This window comes from Steroidobacter flavus (assembly GCF_042651805.1).
In the GTDB taxonomy this organism is placed as follows: Bacteria; Pseudomonadota; Gammaproteobacteria; order Steroidobacterales; family Steroidobacteraceae; genus Steroidobacter; species Steroidobacter flavus.
This window is the reverse complement of sequence record NZ_JBHSDU010000015.1, coordinates 1,413,248-1,432,174: the sequence shown is the minus strand read 5'-3', so window position 1 is coordinate 1,432,174 and position 18,927 is coordinate 1,413,248. Positions and strand designations below refer to the sequence as shown.

At 62.0% G+C, this 18,927-nt stretch carries 16 protein-coding genes; 12 read left to right on the top strand and 4 right to left on the bottom strand.

Features of this window, described 5'->3' with window-relative positions:
- Nucleotides 1-129: 129 nt before the first annotated feature.
- Together ACFPN2_RS33695 and ACFPN2_RS33690 are read left to right on the top strand one after the other, a co-directional pair.
- On the top strand, nucleotides 130-675 hold the full coding sequence (locus tag ACFPN2_RS33695) for a sigma-70 family RNA polymerase sigma factor (protein WP_380604960.1): 546 nt from the start codon (nucleotides 130-132) through the stop codon (nucleotides 673-675).
- On the top strand, nucleotides 672-1,385 hold the full coding sequence (locus ACFPN2_RS33690) for an anti-sigma factor (RefSeq protein WP_380604958.1): 714 nt from the start codon (nucleotides 672-674) through the stop codon (nucleotides 1,383-1,385). The genes ACFPN2_RS33695 and ACFPN2_RS33690 overlap by 4 nt, the downstream gene beginning before the upstream one ends.
- On the opposite strand, the gene ACFPN2_RS33685 is transcribed toward ACFPN2_RS33690, so the two are convergent.
- Nucleotides 1,386-2,483 (bottom strand): hypothetical protein, encoded by a 1,098-nt coding sequence (locus ACFPN2_RS33685; RefSeq protein WP_380604956.1) that lies wholly within the window; start codon nucleotides 2,481-2,483, stop codon nucleotides 1,386-1,388.
- Nucleotides 2,484-2,633: 150 nt separating this feature from the next.
- Here ACFPN2_RS33685 and ggt point away from each other — a divergent pair, with 150 nt between their 5' ends.
- Nucleotides 2,634-4,367 carry a gamma-glutamyltransferase gene (ggt, locus tag ACFPN2_RS33680; RefSeq protein ID WP_380604954.1) on the top strand — a complete coding sequence of 578 codons (1,734 nt, stop codon included), beginning with the start codon at nucleotides 2,634-2,636 and terminating at the stop codon, nucleotides 4,365-4,367.
- 32 nt (nucleotides 4,368-4,399) lie between these two features.
- A complete protein-coding gene (locus ACFPN2_RS33675; protein ID WP_380604952.1) occupies nucleotides 4,400-5,593 on the top strand; it encodes a M24 family metallopeptidase in 1,194 nt (397 codons plus the stop codon).
- Here the strand turns inward: ACFPN2_RS33675 and ACFPN2_RS33670 are convergent.
- The 3 genes from ACFPN2_RS33670 to ACFPN2_RS33660 all read right to left on the bottom strand — a co-directional run bounded on the left by ACFPN2_RS33670 (nucleotide 5,553) and on the right by ACFPN2_RS33660 (nucleotide 7,798).
- On the bottom strand, nucleotides 5,553-6,635 hold the full coding sequence (locus ACFPN2_RS33670) for a glycosyltransferase family 4 protein (protein ID WP_380604950.1): 1,083 nt from the start codon (nucleotides 6,633-6,635) through the stop codon (nucleotides 5,553-5,555). The two genes, ACFPN2_RS33675 and ACFPN2_RS33670, sit on opposite strands and share 41 nt — an antisense overlap.
- A 110-nt stretch (nucleotides 6,636-6,745) precedes the next feature.
- Nucleotides 6,746-7,252, bottom strand: a complete 507-nt coding sequence (locus tag ACFPN2_RS33665) for a hypothetical protein (RefSeq protein ID WP_380604948.1) — start codon at nucleotides 7,250-7,252, stop codon at nucleotides 6,746-6,748.
- 75 nt (nucleotides 7,253-7,327) lie between these two features.
- Nucleotides 7,328-7,798, bottom strand: coding sequence for a hypothetical protein (locus ACFPN2_RS33660; RefSeq protein WP_380604946.1), 471 nt, complete (start codon nucleotides 7,796-7,798; stop codon nucleotides 7,328-7,330).
- An 82-nt stretch (nucleotides 7,799-7,880) separates the two neighbouring features.
- Between ACFPN2_RS33660 and ACFPN2_RS33655 the strand changes: the two genes are divergently transcribed.
- The 8 genes from ACFPN2_RS33655 to ACFPN2_RS33620 all read left to right on the top strand — a co-directional run bounded on the left by ACFPN2_RS33655 (nucleotide 7,881) and on the right by ACFPN2_RS33620 (nucleotide 18,910).
- On the top strand, nucleotides 7,881-8,435 hold the full coding sequence (locus tag ACFPN2_RS33655; protein ID WP_380604944.1) for an RNA polymerase sigma factor: 555 nt from the start codon (nucleotides 7,881-7,883) through the stop codon (nucleotides 8,433-8,435).
- On the top strand, nucleotides 8,435-9,352 hold the full coding sequence (locus tag ACFPN2_RS33650) for a FecR family protein (RefSeq protein ID WP_380604942.1): 918 nt from the start codon (nucleotides 8,435-8,437) through the stop codon (nucleotides 9,350-9,352). The genes ACFPN2_RS33655 and ACFPN2_RS33650 overlap by 1 nt, the downstream gene beginning before the upstream one ends.
- A gap of 84 nt (nucleotides 9,353-9,436) precedes the next feature.
- Complete coding sequence (locus ACFPN2_RS33645; protein WP_380604940.1) at nucleotides 9,437-12,190, top strand: TonB-dependent siderophore receptor; 2,754 nt, start codon at nucleotides 9,437-9,439, stop codon at nucleotides 12,188-12,190.
- A gap of 114 nt (nucleotides 12,191-12,304) precedes the next feature.
- On the top strand, nucleotides 12,305-14,224 hold the full coding sequence (locus ACFPN2_RS33640) for a CocE/NonD family hydrolase (protein WP_380604938.1): 1,920 nt from the start codon (nucleotides 12,305-12,307) through the stop codon (nucleotides 14,222-14,224).
- A 116-nt stretch (nucleotides 14,225-14,340) separates the two neighbouring features.
- The gene (locus tag ACFPN2_RS33635; protein ID WP_380604936.1) at nucleotides 14,341-15,291 is read left to right on the top strand and encodes an AMP-binding protein; all 951 of its coding nucleotides are present in this window, start codon (nucleotides 14,341-14,343) and stop codon (nucleotides 15,289-15,291) included.
- 5 nt (nucleotides 15,292-15,296) lie between these two features.
- Nucleotides 15,297-16,151: an SDR family oxidoreductase gene (locus ACFPN2_RS33630; RefSeq protein ID WP_380604934.1), complete on the top strand. Its 855-nt coding sequence runs from the start codon at nucleotides 15,297-15,299 to the stop codon at nucleotides 16,149-16,151.
- Between the two features lie 97 nt (nucleotides 16,152-16,248).
- Nucleotides 16,249-16,776, top strand: a complete 528-nt coding sequence (locus ACFPN2_RS33625) for a peptidase associated/transthyretin-like domain-containing protein (RefSeq protein ID WP_380604932.1) — start codon at nucleotides 16,249-16,251, stop codon at nucleotides 16,774-16,776.
- A 127-nt stretch (nucleotides 16,777-16,903) separates the two neighbouring features.
- The gene (locus tag ACFPN2_RS33620) at nucleotides 16,904-18,910 is read left to right on the top strand and encodes an Ig-like domain-containing protein (RefSeq protein ID WP_380604930.1); all 2,007 of its coding nucleotides are present in this window, start codon (nucleotides 16,904-16,906) and stop codon (nucleotides 18,908-18,910) included.
- Nucleotides 18,911-18,927: the final 17 nt, after the last annotated feature.

The window sequence follows — 18,927 nt, the reverse complement described above, 5'->3', positions numbered from 1 at the left end:
GATGCACGGATGGATTTTTTTATTTCCAAGTGCGTCCAATTGGCGCGCCGCCACGTACATGAGCTGTAAGTTCTGGACGGCGGACCGGGCCGCTGGGCCAGTGGATCAGGGGTGGAAAGGCTTTAGTCGATGGCGGAGCAACAAGAACTCGCTCGGCTCTTGCAGGCGACGGCGCATGGCGATCGCCAGGCCTTCGCTCGTCTGTATGAATTGACGGCCCCGAAGCTGTTGGGGGCCGGGGTCCATATGTTGAAGCGGCGGGAACTGGCGGAGGATGTTTTGCAGGACCTGTTCGTGAAGGTCTGGCATCGCGCGTCGGAATATCAGGCCGAGCGGGGCGGGGTGCTCACCTGGCTGTATTCGGTCCAGCGCTATCTCGCGCTCGACAAATTGCGGGCTCAGCGACCGACCGAGGCGTTGGACGAGGAGATGTCGAGCACGCTGGCGTCCGATGGGCCCGATCCATCCACAATGGCGATGAGCGATGACATGGCAGCGCGCGTGCGTCGGTGTCTCGACACGTTGACCGACACACAGCGACGCACTGTAACGTTGGCATTCTTCGAAGGACTCACGCACGCGGAGCTGACTGAGAAATTGCAGACCCCGCTGGGCACTGTGAAAAGCTGGATCCGTCGCGGTCTGCTCAGCCTGCAGAAGTGTCTCGAGCAATGAGATACAACAACCCACAACTCGTGCAGCGGCTCGCGGCGGAATACGTGCTCGGCACGTTGACCGGCCGTGCGCGTCGCCGCTTCGAGAGCTGGATGAGGGATTCGTATCAGGTTCGCTCAGCGGTGTGGCATTGGGAACGACAGCTCAGCCCGCTGGCGCAAGCGACGAGCAGCGTGCAGCCGCGGCCGCATGTTTGGAAACAAGTGCTCGAGCGCACGGGCGCGAAGGTGGAACGTGAGATCGCTCGCGTGCCTTGGTTCGAGCGGCTCGGGTTGTGGCGCGGTTTGAGTCTGGCTGCGACCGCTGCGGCGGTCGTGCTCGCCGTGCTGCTCGCACGCGCACCGACGGAAGTGACGCCGCTGACTCAGCAATATATCGCTGTAGTGAACGGGCCGCAGTCGCAGCCGTTGTGGGTCGTGAGTGTCGACGCGCGACAAGGGCGGATTGCCATCAAATCGATCAATGCGACGGCGCCCGCGCCAACCAATTCATATGAGCTGTGGATTTTGCCGGCCGGTGGCGCCGCTCCTCGCTCACTTGGCTTGTTGCCGACCGGCACGGGCTCCGTCGATACGGAATTGCCCGTCGAGTTGCGCCCGCTGCTCGCGAGCGCGCAAGGTCTGGCCGTCAGTCTGGAGCCGGTCGGCGGTTCGCCCACGGGCGCGCCGACCGGTCCAGTCGTCTATCAGGCGGCGATTCTGTCTATTTGATTACTGAGCCGGGCACGTGGCCGTCAGCTTCGAATACATCGCATCCAGATTCAGCTGTGACGGAAAGCCTGAGGGCAGGTGAGCACTGTTGTAACCGGCCGCGCGCAGGCCCTGCAGATAGGGGTTGCTCACATACTGCTGGCTGAAAGTGCCGGTGCCATTGAAGTAATGATCGACCAGATGCGCGGGGTCGAGCGCGAATTCGCCACGATAGCTCGCGCCATCGTCGCCGTCGTCCCAGCCCCAGGGCGTGTTGGCCGAGTTGCTGCTGCAGGATTTCAATCCGGATCCGCAGCCGCCGCTCGTGTCGCCTTTGAACGTTCCCCAAGTATTGAATGTCTGCGCACTGCTGCTCGGCAGAGTGGCATCGTTCAGCGCTGCGGCCCACATGCCGTTGGCGGCATGGATGTCGACCAGCCGATAGGGAACGAAGCGATCGTTGCCCGAGGTGGGATATTCGGCTGCACCCTGCGTCGGGTAATAGATGATGCCGTCCTGGTTCACGCTGCCATTGAAGTCGGACGCATACGGCCACGCTTTCAGGCCATGGCCCTTGGCTTCCTGCACCGTTTTCGGACGGTTCACGCCGTTGTGCGCCTCGAAGGACACCGTGCCATCGATAGTTTCGTTGCCGTCGGTCAGCGGGCTGCCGGCCGGCGTGAACGAAAAGAAGTTGGTATGAAAGACCGTGATCATGCCTTCGAGCTTGCCGAAGCTGGTGCCGTCCTTGCGCACCACCAGCAACGCGCCTTCCAGATCGTTCTCGTGCTCCTGATCGAAAATCGTGTCCGACCAGTCGCGCGGATGGAAGAACGAGTAGGTAACAAAGTAGTGACTGCAACTTTCCACCACTGAGTAGTACACCGTCGCGGGCCACAGGCCACCGGCGCGGTTATCCCAGTTATTGGTGGAGATTCGATCGGAGTCGTAGTCGAACGCGGTGATGTAGTCCGACGGATAGTCGCTGGAATCTGTGTCCTGGTAGTGCACCGGCGCGTGGTGGAAGACCAGGGCGTCGTACGGCCCCGCAGAGGCCGTGCCCGCAAGCAATAAACACACGGCCGAGGTGAGAACGGACGTTCTTGGGATCATGTGCATCGATACTCCATTCGATGTTGGGGGAAAAACCGGCCCAGTCTGCGCTCGCGAGGGCAGCGCACGTGTGACGCAATCATGTCCGAACGATGACAATCGTGGCGCTCGAGGGACTACAATGCGCGGGCTCCCTCGGACATACAGGCCGGTCGCATGAAGCTGCAAGCTCGATGTTTCGTGTTCTTTTTTACCCTGATCGTCGCGCCGCTGTGCCTGGCGAGCGGCATGCAGCCCGAGCGTGCCGACAACGGCATGGTCGCGAGCGTGCATGAGCTGGCATCGCAGGCCGGCGTCGACATGATGAAGGCCGGCGGTAACGCGATCGACGCGGCGGTTGCCACTGGATTCGCACTCGCCGTCGTGCATCCGGCCGCAGGCAACCTGGGTGGCGGTGGGTTCATGCTGGTTCGCATGAGCTCGGGCGAAACCCACTTCCTCGATTTCCGGGAAAAGGCGCCGGGCAAAGCCACCTCGACGATGTATCAAGACAAGGATGGGAATGTGGTGCCGATGATGAGCCGCGTTGGCTACAAGGCCGTCGGCGTTCCCGGCTCCGTGAAAGGCATGGTTCATGCGCAGAAGAAGTTCGGCAAGCTGACCCTTCAGCAAGTGGTCGCGCCGGCGATCAGGCTCGCGAAAGAAGGCTTCGAGCTCGATTGGGCCGAGGCGCGTGCGCTGACGAACGACAAGAACATGGGAAATTTCCCGGACTCCAAGCGCATTTTTCAGAACGACGGCAAGGGCTGGCATCAGGGCGATGTGCTGAAACAGCCGGAGCTGGCGCGCACGCTGGAACGCATCGTGGCCGATCCCGATGAGTTCTACACCGGCAAGATGGCGGGCGAGATCGCGGAGTTCATGCAGGCGGGCGGCGGTCTGATCACGGTGCAGGATCTCAAGAACTACGATGTCGTCGATCGCACGCCGGTGCGTGGCACGTATCGCGGCCTCGAGATCATCAGTGCGCCACCGCCGTCCTCCGGCGGCATCGCGCTGGTCGAGACGCTCAATATTCTCGAAGGCTTCGATATCAAGAAGGCGGGCTTCGGCTCGGCCGAAGCGATTCATTTGATCACGGAGAGCTATCGCCGTGCGTTTTACGATCGCGCGCAGTTCCTGGGCGATCCGGAGTTCAGCACTCTGCCGGTGAACGAGCTGACAGATAAGAAGTACGCGGTCGACTGGCGTGCGTCCATCGATCCGCAGCGGGCCAGTGCCTCGTCGCGACTCGAGCGACCGCAGGTGTCGAAAGCCCTGACCGAGTACGCGAAGAAGAAACCGGTGAAGGCAACGGCCCCGGAGTCCACCGAGACGACGCATTATTCGGTGGTCGATAAGGACGGCAACGCGGTCGCTGTCACCACCACGCTCAATGGCAGCTACGGCTCGAAAGTGACCATCGGCTCGCTGGGCTTCCTGCTCAACAACGAGATGGACGACTTCTCCTCCAAGGCCGGCGTGCCCAACATGTTCGGCTTGATTCAAAGCGACGCCAATCTGGTCGGCCCGAACAAGCGCCCGCTGTCGGCGATGACGCCGACCATCGTGCTGAAGGACGGCAAGCTGTGGCTGGTGCTCGGCTCGCCCGGCGGCCCGACCATCATTACGACGGTTGCGAACATTCTGGTCGGCGTCGCCGACTTCGGGCTCGACATCCAGCAAGCCGTCAACGCGCCGCGCTTCCACAATCAATGGATCCCAGATCGGATCCAGATGGAGCGCAATCGGTTTTCTCCCGACACCATCAAGCTGCTCGAAGCTCGCGGCCACACCATCGGCTTCGGTCTCGGTGGCGACGGCGAATGCATTCAAATCGATCTCGCGACCGGGCAGCGGCTGGGCGCGAGCGATGGACGGAACGAGCGGGGCAGGGCGGTCGGGTATTAGACTATGCGCAGAGATTTGTTGAGGATCGCGTCATGAGCATTGGTGGATCGACAATCGCAGCCGAACTTGCTGCCCTCAAAGTGGATTTCTCCGCGCCTCCGGGGATCAGTCGCGATGAGCGATTGCAGCGGCTCGAACGCGCGCGGCGTCTCACCCGCGATGCCGGTGCCGATGCGGTGATCATCAATGCGGGCCCGAGCTTGCGATATTTCGCGGGCGTTCCTTGGGGCGCCAGCGAACGTTTGGTGGCGATGATCCTGCCGGTCAACGGCAAGCCGGCGATGATTTGTCCGGCCTTCGAAAGCGGCTCGCTGGAAGCGGTGCTCGAGATCGAGGCGGACGTGCGTTTGTGGGAAGAGGATGAGAATCCCTTCGCGCTGGTTGCTACCACACTGCGTGACGTTGGCGCGAATGTCGTCGCGATCGACCCGGCGCTTCCGTACGAAATGGCTGTTCGCCTCGCGGCCGCGATGCCGACCCTGAAAATGCAGGATGGATCGTCGGTCGTGAACGGTTGCCGCATGTATAAGTCGGCCGCTGAGCTGGCACTCATGCAGTACGCAAAGAAATTGACGCTCGAAGTTCACCGTCGCGCGGCGCGTGTGCTGGCGCCCGGCATCTCGACGGCCGACGTGCGTCGTTTCATCGAAGACGCGCATCGCAAGCTCGGCACAGCCGGCAATACTTTCTGCATCGTGCATTTCGCCGAAGCCACTTCGTATCCGCACGGCTTGCCGGGCGAACAGCAACTGCGCGAGAACGATATCGTGTTGATCGACACCGGCACCGCCGTCCACGGATACAACTCGGATATCACTCGCACGTATGTGTTCGGCAAAGCCACTGACGAGCAGCGGCGAATTTGGGATTTGGAAAAGGCGGCGCAGGCGGCGGCGTTTGCGAGCGCTCAACTGGGTGTCGAATGTCAGGCTGTCGATGCCGCCGCGCGTGGGCTGCTCACTCGCGCGGGCTTGGGGCCGGACTATCGATTGCCGGGTCTGCCGCATCGAACCGGTCACGGCATCGGGCTCAGCATTCACGAACCGGCGTATCTCGTGCGCGGCGATCGCACGCCGCTCGCGCCGGGCATGTGCTTTTCAAACGAGCCGATGATCGTGATCCCGGGCCAGTTCGGTGTCCGGCTCGAAGATCATTTCTATATGAGCGAACAGGGACCGAAGTGGTTCACGCAGCCGCAGGTGGCGATCGACGCGCCGTTCGGCTGATGTCCCGGGTCAAGTACAGCTCCAACGTGCGCTGGCCGATGGCGTCCCAGTCGTAGGCACTGAGATCGGCCGTGTGGCTCTCATCGAAGCAGGCCGATTCCATGGCCTGCATCAGATGTTCGCTCGCGAGCTGGCCGTTATAGAGGGTCAGCCAACGTGCGCCGACCTGACTTTGGATCTCCGGCAGCGAGCCGAGATCGGGCGCGAGCACGGCGCGATTGAACGACAGCGCCAGGAACACGCTGCCGGAATTCAGGATGCTTTGAAAAGGCAGCACCACGACGTCGGCTGCGCCGATGTAGAGCGGCACCGTGTCGTCGGGGACGAACTCCAGAGACAGGTGGATGCGCGGGTCGTCGGCTACGAGGTTTCGCAGCTCGTCAGTGCGCATCATGTGACCGGGCTGGCCGGCGATCACCAGCTGTACGTTCGATAGCGGCAATTGCCGGAACGCCTCGATCAAGGTCGGCACGTTCTTGTACGGGCGGATGTTGCCGAAGAATAAAAAGGTGAATCGATCTTCCAGCCCCAGCTGGCTCCGGCAAGTGCGCCGGGACAGGGCGGTTGCGTAGGCGTCGCGATAGTGGCCGTGAGGAATCACCGCCGTTGCTTTGTTACGTAATGCCGGGTACATGGCCAGCGCCGCTGCCAGGCCGTTGTTCGTGAGCGCGATGGCGTGCGTGCATGCACGAGGGAACCACAGCGGGAACAGTCTTTCTCCCAGCGGCGGATGGCGCTCGTGCGGCTTCAAGTTGTGCACGGTCCAGACGATACGGGTCCCGCGCAAACGTAACAGCGCAAACAACAGCCCGAGGCGCAGGTGCTTGATCAGGGCGCGAAACGACGAGCGGGCATGCAGGTGCAGGTCGGGCCAGTGAATATGCAGAATGTCATAACGTCGTTTCAGCGCCTGCTTGAAAGAGAAATCGTCGACGCGGACGCCGCGTCGCTCCAGGCTGTCCGACAGGCTGCGCAGGTACGGATTGTCGCCGTGCTTCGGAAACATGAGCACGTGGAGCAACGGTCGTTGGTTATCGTTCAAGCTGCCGACTTGGGCCGCTAGGGGCGCCGATCGATTTTATTAGTCGCTGAGGCGAGCGAGTCTATAGCGGCGTGGCGGCGTCCACAATGTAAGAATGGGCAGGTCGGCGCCTACCACTTTGAGGTGATGGCCGACCGATGGGGTTTGCGGGGCAGCGGCTGTAGCAGGAGCACGAGCTGCGTGCCCATCTGCGGGTCGTAATCGCTCTGTTCCAGTGCAACGACGGAATTCATGCCCTGAAAATGAGCGAACCGCCATTTATAGGGCTTCTCGTAGGTTCCCTCGATCAAGGCGGCAGGAAAGCAGGAGCGGAGCGCCGCAAGCGATTGCTCGAAGCTCGCATCGAATTGGCGGCGGAGGTCGCGGTCTTCGAGCAGATCTTCGGAGTCGTACTCGTCATCCAGCTGCAATCGACAAATGAGAGTGGTGGGCTTCGTCACGGTGTCGAGGACGAGCAGGGCCCCCTCGGCGGGATGCTCCACTTCCCACAAGCCGATGCCGTCGCCGACCGGTGCAGGCCAGCCTGACTTGGCACAAGCCTCGGAGAACGTGGCTGCCGAGAGCGTCGCGCCATCGAGATCTCGAAACAGGGGCAGGACCGACTGAATGGATTGCATGAAAACCTGCGAAGCGAAGCGGATGAAGAGCGTTCGAGGACGGCACCCTTTCGGATGCAACCAACCTGATCGAGGTCAGGCCTTTGTTCTTTGATCCGGGCGTCGATACTTTGAACGGTTCTTCAGCGTGCCGATATCCAACGGCGTCTGCAACGTGAACTGCAAGCCCTTGGGCAGCAGCAGCTTGCCGTTCTGATACTTGTCCCGGAAGACGTTCCATGAGTTCTGATAGTGCTCATTGGTCACGATCTCAGAGTCATAGAATTCGATCTTGGTCTGGTGCGTCCATTCACCGAGGGGCTTCTGGATGAAGGATTCCAGGCCTTGAATAATCGACTCCAGATCGTCGCTGGACGTGCCCCAGCGCACGCCTTCGCCTTGCTCCACCAACGTCAAGGGCTCGAACTCCACTGAAACATGGTAGGTCGTGTGGCCGCGCGTGTAGGGCAGCAGGTAGATGGACTGAACGATGAATTGAGCCTGCTTGATCCGTTTGCGGTAGACGCAGACTCCGCCCACCGTGCTGTGTATCTCTTTTCTATCCATGGGACACGACTATACCGCGAACCGCCCGTTGCGGTTCGCCGCCGTCGCGCTCGTTCTCCGTGAGACCTTTCCGGAGAGCCCAGTGGCGTCCATAGAAGAGGACGAAAACGATCGTCATGTCGATCTTGCGCCAGGCCTGCTGTTCACGGCTTATATGCGCGAGAAGGCGGCGTTGCGCCAGCTGCTGCGGACACGGACCCGCGATACCAGCGTGGCCGACGATCTCGTTCAGGATCTCTGGTTTCGGGTACGGAAGGTGGCCGGCTCGAAACCGGTGCGTAATCCGGGGGCGTTTCTCCGCACGATTGCACGTAACCTCGCGACGGACTGGATGCGCCGTGAGAACATGATTGCAAGCATGGCCGGTGCGCCGGAGCAGGCGGACGATGTTCCGTGCGGGCGACCGAGCGCCTTCGATGAGCGGGTCTCGGAGGAGGCAGTCGCTTTTCTGATGCGGGTCATCGAGGAGATTCCACCGCGCCGGCGCCAGGCTTTCCTGCTGCACAGGTTCGAAGGATTGACGATCGCCGAGACATCCCAACGTATGGGCACGAGCGCCGAGACGGTGGAACGTCAGGTGGCGCAGGCGTTGAGTTACTGCCAGGCCCGGCTGCTCGAGTGCGGGTGGACGTTGTAATGTCCCAGCCGAAGCACACCAAGCTCACCGCCATCGAGATGGCGGTGATGGACACAGCCAACATCTGGTTGATTCGAGAACGAGAGGGCCGTGCGGATCCGGCCGCGCTGGCGGCCTGGCTGGCCGCTTCCCCATCGCACGCTGAAGCGTATCGGCGCGCGGCGAGCGTGTATGCGGCCGTTGAAGTGCCCGCGACCCGAGTCGGACGGAAGACGCGTAATTTCTCTCGCTGGCGAAATGCGGCGTCGGTGCTATTCCTGATCAGTGCGGGATGGTTGCTTCGCGATTTGCCTGTTGAGCTCACATCCACCGTCACCGCGGTTGGCGAAACGCGCGAGCTGTCGCTTCCGGACGGCTCGCAAGTAGAACTGAACGCCGCTTCCGCTGCACGGGTCGACTATTCAGAGGCCGAGCGCAAGATCGAGCTCCGACGCGGCGAAGCGTGGTTTGCAGTGACGCGCGATGTCGCTCGACCGTTTGTAGTAATCGCCGGCGATACTCGTATCACCGTGCTGGGCACGAAATTCAATGTGAAGCGACGAGACGATGCGGTGCTCGTCAGCGTCGCCGAAGGTCGCGTGGAAGTTCGCGACGCGAGCAGGAATGTCACTCTCACGCCCGGCCGGGCCGTGGTGGCGTCGCCCGACCGCTTCGAGGTGACTGACATTCCGCTGACGCAGGTCGCCGAATGGCGCACCGGCTGGATGGGATTCGAGCAAACGACGTTCGAGGCGGTGATCGATGAGCTGTCGAGCTATCACCGCGGGCCGATCTTCATCGCTGCACGTGACTTGCGCACGCGTCCGATCGCCGCGCGACTGAATTTACAGTCGCCGGAAGCCGCGTTGAAGATCGCAGTGTCGGCCGCGTCGGCGGAGATGATCGAGCTGCCGGGAGGCGTGCGAATTATTTTCTAGCGCACGATACCGCTTCGAGCGAGTCCGTTCGTCCAGCAAGAAGAGGAAGCTGCATGTCGCGGCATCCATCGGTTGGACAGGGACATGACGAAGAACATCATACTGCTCGCACTAGCTGCGCTCGCGGGCACCGTTCAAACTCCGCACGCGCTCGCGCAGACTGCCGACAGTCAGCGAGCGACACAAACGTTCGCTTTCGACATACCGTCTGGAAAGCTGTCGAAGGCGTTGAACGCGTGGGCCGAAATCTGCGGCTACCAATTTGCCTGGTCCGATCCGCAAGGCGCGGCGGTTGAATCGCCGGGCGTGTCGGGACGCATGTCCGCCGAGGCGGCGTTGACCGCGCTCGTGTCCGGTACCGATCTCACGTTCGCCATGTCCGATCGGACGGCCACCATCCTACGGCGCGATTCGAAACAACGCATGCTCGGGCCGGTTCGCGTCGAAGGCGCGACCGATGATTCATTCGGTCGTCGTGGGCAGGCGGCCGGCGTGAACGGTATCAACGGTTCGCGCGACATCACCGCGACGGAAGGAACAGGCAGCTACACCTCCGGCGCTTTGACGATCGGCTCCAAGTCGCCACAGGCATTGAAGGACGTCCCGCAGTCGGTCTCGGTGATCACCGCCGAGCGGATGGCGGACCAGAACATGCGCGACTTCAACGACGTGATGCGTTACACGCCGGGCGTGACGACGGTGCAGACGAACAGTCTGATCTCGGAGTTTTATTCGCGCGGCTACAAGCTCACGACCATCCAGATCGACGGCTCGGCGCCGCTGGTGACCCAGGACAAGGACGTTGCCAATACCACCGGTTACTTCCCTTTGATCGACATGTCGATGTACGACCACGTGGAGATCTTGCGCGGCGCCGCCGGGCTGTTCAACGGCTATGGCGATCCCTCTGGCACGGTGAACCTGGTGCGCAAGCGGCCGCTCGAGCACGGACAGGTCGCGATCGAAGGCACGGTCGGCAGCTGGAAAAACTATCGCGCGAGTGTGGACGTGAGCGCGCCGCTCGCGCTCGACAACAAGTTGCGTGGCCGCGCGGTGATGACTTATCAGGACAACGAATATTTCTACGACGACGCGAGCGACAACAAGACCCTCTTCTATGGAATTCTCGAGTACGCGATTACGCCTTCGCTGAATTTGAGCGCCGGCACCAGCTACACGCGGCAGGATTCGGTGCCGTGGTGGGGTGGACTGCCGCGCTATGAGAACGGCGACGACCTGCACCTGCCGCGCAATACTTCCTTCGTGCTGCCTTTCAATCGCTGGGATTTCGATACCACCGAGCTGTTCACCAAGCTCGAATACGACCTGACCCGGAACTGGTCGCTCAAGGTCAATGCCGCTCAGCTCGAGCAGCGCAGCGACTACAAGGGCGGATTCTTCAATGGTGCCGTCAATCCGGCGTCGCTGACGGGGCCGGTCGCAAAGGCAAGCCAGTACGAGTACGGCAGCGATCAGATGACCGCCGATGCCGCCGTCTCCGGCTCCTTCGAGATTTTCGGGCAGCAACAGCAGATCGTGATCGGGGCTCAATATGCCCGCGAAAATCGCACCGATCAGATGCTCTACGCCAACATCTGGTTCAGGGATCCATTGTCGTCCACGACGGTCAGCTCCGCGTCCGTCAACGTCTTCGATTTCAACCCTCGCGATCCGCGGTTTCTCGAGCCTGCTGGCGCGCCTCCCGAAACCGCCAATCAAGGCGGCCAGACGCAGATGGGTGCATACATGAATTTGAGCACCACGATGTTCGACCGGCTGCACGTGAAGACCGGCATCCGCTACAGCAACTACAAGAGCCGCATCGCGAGCACCCAGTACTGCACGTATATCACTACCGGCTGCACCAGGATCGGCGACGTGAGATCCAGCAGCTTCTCGTACTACGACGGCGACGATTTCACCTGGCCGCCGAATTATTCGCTCTCTTACGACATCACTCCGACGCTGTCGGCCTACGGCAGCTATGCGGACGTGTATGTGAGCCAGGCGTCGAAGCTCGACCGCGACCTCAAGACGCTCGCCCCGACCACCGGCGCCAATATCGAAGCCGGATTGAAATGGGAGGCCGTCGGCGGGCGCCTCAATGCGAGCATCGGCGTCTACCGGATGGAACGCCGTAACTTCGCGATCCTCGATCTGGGCGCGCAGGTGTACATCACCGATCCCGTCACGGGCCGTAGCACGCTCTACTACCAGGCAAACAACGGCACGTTGATCCTGGGCGGCGCTGTCAACAACGGTGCGGAACGCCAGAGCTGCTGCTATCTCGCCGACGATCCCACCCGCTACGAGCTGAGTCGTGGCGTCGATCTGGAGCTCGGCGGCCAACTGCTGCCGCGCTGGGAGATTTCAGCGAGCTACGCCTGGAATGAAAACAAGAGGGGTGGCAAGGGGTATGGCACCTCGGAAGGCTGGCCGCTGGAGACCCGGCAGCCCGAGCATATCTTCAAGCTGTGGACCGACTATCGCTTCTCGGGGCCGGGCTGGCTCAGCCGGCTCGGCGTTTCCGGTGGCGTGCAGGCGATGTCCGCCGCCTACGTGCGGGGAACCGCCTGTGTCGAGTTCGCCCCGCCCGCCCAGGATGGAGCGCCGGCGCTGTGTCTGCCGGGGCGCAAAGTACAGTTCGACTACACGCAGGATGCTTACGCCGTCTGGGAGCTGAAAGCCGACTATGAGGTGAACGAGCGCTGGACGGTGGCGCTGAACGCGGTGAATCTCACCGACCAACGCTATTACCAGACCACGGGAACCAGTACCGGCGGCAACATGTATGGCGTGCCTCGCAACTACACGCTGAGCCTGCGCGGCAAATTCTGATAGGAGCGGGCGCCCGGCGGCGGGGATGAAATGACTGTCACCCCGCTGTCATCTGGCTGAAGTCGTCTAGAATTCCGGCACGGGTTGGCCGTGAATTCAGAGGACTTGCCGCGGATGAAGCTCAAATTCGAGTGGATCGTCGCCGTTGCTCTACTGGCTGGAACAGGAACTGGAACGGCGTCGGAGCAACCCGCGCCCGCGGGCGATATCCCCGCTGAGTTCAAGCCGCCGATCGATGCGCGCAACTATGTGAAGCGCGAAGAAATGATCCCGATGCGCGACGGGACCAAGCTGTTCACCGTGATCGTGATTCCGAAGGGCGCCAGCAACGCGCCGATCATTCTCACCCGCACGCCGTACAACGCGGCCGAGCGGGCCAATCGGATGATCAGTCCGAATATTCTCTCGACCCTGCCGCTCGCCGACGAGCAGTTCATCAACGCGGGATATATCCGCGTCTATCAGGACGTGCGCGGCAAGTATGGCTCCGAAGGCGACTATGTCTTGACCCGGCCGGTGATCGGTCCGCTCAACGGCACCAAGGTCGATCATGTCACCGACGCGCACGACACCATCGATTGGCTGGTCGACAAAGCCAACCTGCCTGAGTCCAATGGCCGCGTCGGCATGATCGGCTCGTCGTATGAGGGCTTCACCGTCGTCATGGCGCTGCTCGATCCGCATCCGGCGCTGAAAGTAGCCGTGCCCGAGAGCCCGATGATCGACGGCTGGATGGGCGACGACTGGTTTCACTACGGCGCGTTCCGTCTCGCCAACATCGGTTGGATCGGCACGCAGACCGGCTACAAGGGCGCGGGCAAGAAGCCGGGCACGGGCATTTACGATCACTACGAAGAGTTTCGTCGCCTCGGCGGCGCCAATGAGTGGGCGAAAAAATCCGGCTTCGATCAGCTGCCGGCGTGGCAGCGGATGGTCGCGCATCCGGCGTACGACGCCTACTGGCAGGGGCAAGCCCTCGACAAGTTGCTCGCCGCCAATCCTTCGAACATCCCGACGCTTTGGGAACAGGGGCTGTGGGATCAGGAAGACATGTATGGTGCGATCACAGCGTGGGAAGCGCTGAAGGCCAAAGGCAAGACCGGTAATAACTTTCTCGTGATGGGGCCGTGGCGTCACAGCCAGATCAATCGCGAGGGGCGGGCGCTCGGGCCGATGCAGTGGGAAGGCGATACGGCCGCGCAATTCCGTGAGCAAATGGTGTTGCCGCTGTTCAATCAATATTTGAAAGATGGCCCGGCGGTGACGCTGCCCGCCGCGACCATTTACAACACCGGCGAAGATCGCTGGGATCGATTCGCCCACTGGCCGCTCGCATGTGAGCAAGGCTGTCCGTCACCGCTCAAGCCGATGTATCTGAAAGCCGATGGCGGCCTGGGATTCGACAAGGATGCCGAGGGCGCGGACAGTTATGTTTCGGATCCGGCCAAGCCGGTGCCGCATTTGCCGCGACCTGTGAACTTCGACGACGGTCGTTGGGGCGACTGGTTGTTGAGCGATCAGCGTCACGCGGACGGTCGTCCGGATGTGATGACCTATCAAACGCCGGTGCTCACCGAGGCGGTGCGTTTGTCTGGTGCGCCGATCGCGGAGTTGTTTGCAAAGACCACCGGCACCGATGGCGACTTCGTCGTCAAGTTGATCGATGTTTATCCCGATGAAGTGGCCAACGATCCCAAGATGGGCGGCTATCAGCTGGCGCTCAGCCTCGATATCTTCCGGGGCCGTTATCGCGACAGCTTCGAGAAGCCGAGCGCCATCCCGGCCGGGAAAACCCAGCGCTATCGTTTCCGGCTGCCGGTCGTGAACCATGTGTTCCAGCCCGGGCATCGGATCATGGTGCAGGTTCAGTCGTCGCTGTTCCCGCTCTACGACCGGAACCCGCAGAAATATGTCACCAACATCTTCCTGGCGAAGCGCGAGGACTATCAAAAGGCGACCGTGACGCTGGAGCGGGGCGGGGCGTCGGCCAGCGCGGTCTGGCTGCCGTTGGTGCCGGCCAGCACGGGGCCGTGACGCCAAATTAAGCATCTGTCATCCCGGGCCCGATTGGTTGGGCCCGGATCCCGCGTCCTACTAGCAGCCAAGCACTAGGTAGGCGCGAAGATGACGGCAGCGCAGGTGAAATGAGCATGTCGACCACGGTACTCGACATGCTGAGCGCGATCAGCGGCGTGCTGCCCGCCCTCGACGATGGTTCCCTCCGACTCAGTTACGCGGATGTGCAGCGCTCAGTGGCGGCGGAGCGACGCTGGTTTCAATCGATGAAAGTGCGTCGCTGCGCCCTGCTGGCCGAGAACAGCGCGCGTTGGATCCTCAGCGATCTGGCGTTGCTCGCAAGCGAGGCCGTGAATGTTCCTTTGCTCCCCTCTTTTAGCCATGAGCACGTGGCGCAGGTGCTCGAGGACGCCGGCATCGAGTGGATCCTCACGGATGCGGGCGAGCGGGTCACCCGGGAGCACCCGGCATTCAGCTACGTTGCGACTTCGCATCGAACTGGGCTGGCGCTGCTACGTCGCGACGACAGCCCCGTCGGGAGCGGCGCCTGGCCGAAGGGCATCAGCAAAATAACTTACGCCCCGGGCAGCCCGGGCGTGTCCTTGAAACACAACGCCGTTCAATCCGTCACGGATTCCCTGGTCGCGGAGATCGCAGGGCTCGGCGTGCAGACGCACTTGTGTTTGCTCCCGCTGGCGGACCTGCTCGAAAACATCGTCGGTGTGTATGTGCCGCTGACCATGGGCGCGAAAGTGGTGGTCCGTCCCCGCCACACGATGGGCATCAACAACGTCAGCTTGAAATTGCCGCTGCTGCTGCAAGCCATCGATACAGCGTCGCCCGACAGCATGATCGTTACGCGCGAGTTGCTTCGCGCCCTCGTTGATGCTGTTCGCGATGGGTGGCGCGCACCGGAATCCCTGAAGTTCATCGCCGTCGGCGGCCCGGTGTCCGCGGAGTTGTTTCAAGAGGCACGCCACGCCGGACTGCCGCATCCAAACGCCGAAGTGCGCACCGTCGATCTCGGCGCCATCGATGCCGGACGTTTCGTATACCTGCGTGGCCCGGTTACGCAAATTGGCTGAGCAGTATGGATCTCACAGACAAACGTATTCTGATCACGGGCGCCGGCGGTGGCATCGGCCGGGCGCTGGTCTCCCTGTTGTTAGATGAGGGCGCGCAGGTTCTATTGACCGGTCGCGATCACGCGGCGTTGTTGAAAGTTATCGAGCACCACGCGGAACGGGATCGTGCGGCCGTGTTCGCCGCCGATCTCAGTTGTGGGATGGATCGCGCCAGGCTGTGTGACTTTGCCTTGCGCTGGCGGGGTGGCGTCGACCTGTTGATCAACAACGCCGCGGTCAATGACTTCAATCTGCTGACAACGCAGTCAGCGGATGAGCTGGACGCGGCCGTCGCGACCAATCTGATCGCGCCGATCGACTTGTGCCGCCGGCTGATTCCGCGCCTGGAGCTCAGTGACGATGCCCGCATCGTCAATATCGGATCGGTGTTGGGGAGCATCGGCTTCGCAGCGAACAGCGTTTACTGTGCGACCAAGTTCGGGCTGCGCGGCTTCTCCGAGTCGCTTCGTCGCGAGCTGGCGGATACCAATATCCGCGTGCATTACTTCGCGCCTCGCACTACCCGAACCGCTTTTAACAACGCACTGATCGACGATTTGAACAAGGCGCTGGGCAATCCGGCCGACGATCCGGCGGAGGTGGCGCGCCATATCGTCCGAGCTCTGCGGGACGATGAGTTTGAATGCATCCTCGGTCGGCGCGAGCGCTTGCTGGCTCGTCTCAATGCCTTGCTGCCGCGTCTGGTCGATGTAGCGCTGTTACAGAAATTGGCCACGATCCGCGACTTCGCCAGTCGCTCGCCTGTCAGGCCGTTGCCGCGGCCCGCCGTTCGATCCATCCGGATGACGACCACGTCATGATTTTGTGAGGAAATTGTTGACGTAATCAGGCTCGCGCAGATAGCGTCCACCGCCCGTTGCAAAACGGTCAGAACAAATAACTCTCGGCGGAGGATGTATGGGTCGAAACGGATTGGTTCGGAGCGCGGTGGCGTTCGGTATTCTGGGTGCGAGCTTGTTTGCAAGCGGCTGCGCCTCGATCGTCAATGGCGGCAATCGGGATATCTCCATCGCTACTCAACCGCCTGGCGCGACGGCGTCGGTGCGCAAGAGCGGCGGTAGCATTTCGGACGTCGTGGCGGTGGAGAAGACCCCGTGCACGATTTCGCTCGATCCCAAGAAGAGCTACTTCTCGGGCCAGAGCTACACGCTGCGGCTGGAACTGCCCGGCTACAAAGTCACCGAGGTCGAGCTGACCCCGAAGATGTCCGGCTGGTACTGGGGCAATCTGCTGTTCGGCGGCATCATCGGCATGCTGGCGGTGGATCCGGCCACGGGCGCCATGTGGAACATCTCGCCGGAGAAGATCGACCGCAAGCTGACCGGCGGCCAGGCCGAGCTGATCAAGAACAAGAGCGGCTTCGTGGTCGTGCTCGAGTCCGAGCTCACGTCGGCCGAACGTCTCGCCATGGTTCGTGTGAACTAAGTTTCCTTTGTTTGTATCGATCGGCGACCGGTTCCGGTCGCCGAATCGTAGGTGATTTGCGGGCTGAGCTTGAGACTTTCTTGCAGTATTTTGTGACCCAGCACCTGAGAATGTGTAGGGGGGGGTCATGAAGAACGCCTCGAAGCAGACGTCGGTGAACCGCGCATTAATCGGGGTGCTCGTTCTGGGCGTGGCCGGGTGCGGCGGCGGCGGTGGGGGCGGGGGAGGTCGTACTGGCGGTCGCGCTTCGAATGCACCCCCTGCGTTTGGCGCCCTCGCATTCTCCACCAAGCAGAACACAGATCTGCAAGGCCAGGTGGCCGCGACCGACCCGACCGGCGATGCGCTCACGTTTTCAGTCGTTGCCAATCCCGCCAGTGGCACGCTCGTCAGCTTCAGTCCCTCCGGCGCCTTTGTTTATCGTCCTTCACAGAGTTTTCTCGGCGACGATAGCTTTCGCGTTCAGGTCAGCGACGCGGGTGGCAACACGGTCGCTGGGGTCGTCAATATCAACGTGCATCCGAATCGCGCCCCCGTCGCAACGAGCGACGCCATGCGTGCGGACGGCGCCGCGCTAGCGAATATCACTGTTCTCGCGAACGACACCGACGCGGATGCCGATCCGCTCACCGTGACGATTGAAGAGCGGCCGCTTGCCGGTACCGCCACCGTCAATGCGGATTCGTCGATCAATATCAGCGGGCTGCCCGCCGGCTTCAAAGGCGTGACTCGTTTCAAATATCGTGTGACCGATTCGAGTGCTGCGTCGGCCGTCGGCATCGCGGCGGTCTTTGTCGGTGTCGAGCCGTTTCGCGTCGTGTTCGCAGGCGATCCGGCGGCGAATGGCTCGTCTGAAATTTACATTGGCGATTTCATTTCCGATCCCACCGTGCTGACGACTGCAACTGAAGGAACCCTGCGACTGCGGGGCTTCGCCGTTTCTCAGAACGGCACGACCGTCGCCTATCGGCGGGAAGATCAAACCAATGCGGCGAGAGTCGATCTGGGCTTCGTGCGAACGACGGCGCCGATTCAGCGAGGCACCGTGCCATTGCCGGCGGGCGCGACGTTGCCGCTCGATGCCAGCAACACCGAGCAGTTCATCGTCAGTCCCGACGGTCAGTGGATTGCGTTGATTGCACGCGTCGGCAGCGTCGACGGCGTGTATGTTTTCAATGCCGCCACGCCCGGCGCACTGACCAAGGTCAGCCCGCCAAATACCGTGTTCGGGAGTCGACTGCGCTTCTCGCACGACTCGCGCCTGTTCTTTCTTGCAGCTTCAGTCGCGGGCGGCGGCACGAAATCGCTCTACACCGTCACGCCTGCGGGCCCCAGCGCGACGGTGCCCGTTTCAGCGCTCAGCGATCCTGCGACGTCGGACGATGTGCTCGACTACTCGATCTCCGCCAATCAATCCTCGATTCTGATCCAGGCGAATCGCGCCGGACGGCAGGGCCTGTTCTTCATCGATGCGCGTCAGTTGCAAACTGAAATCCAAGTGAGTCATGCGCTCGCGTTCGGCGAATCCATCAGCGCAAGCACGGTGTCGTTGACGGGCGGTACGATTGGCGGGAGTGTCGGGCAGCGCGTGGGTTATACCGTTCGCACGGCGGCGCTGGCGACGCGGGCCTATGTGGCGGAAGTGTCTGCTACTCCCAATCCACGTGAAGTGGCGACGACGGCGGAGGTTGTCGGCTTGCGTCCTGACGACGGTGCGTTGTTGTACACGCGGGGCGGTCAGATCTTCGAACGGGATCTCACGGTCGGCTCGGACACGATGGTCGCAGTGGGCGGCACGGCCTGGTACGACTCGACAGGGAACATCGTGCTGGTACAACAGGCGCAGTTTTCCGGTGGCACTCCTTATCCCGTGCTCGTCGTGACGACGCGCGGTGCGTTCGGCAACCTTCCGCAGTCCGTCGGCACGCCAGCACAGGCGGTGCGTCTCAGTGAGGTGAGCGGTTTCGATCGAGGCGTGGCGATGCTGGCCGAAGGACCGCCGGGCGGGACGCCGCCGGCCCGGGCGCGCATCGCCCTGGTGAATGGACTGGCGCCGGATCGATTGCTCTATCTCGCCGATTTCGAATCGCCACTGCAGCTCACCTCGTCCCCGGCGGAGGTCGTGGCGCGCTGATTCTTTAGGAGCCCCTG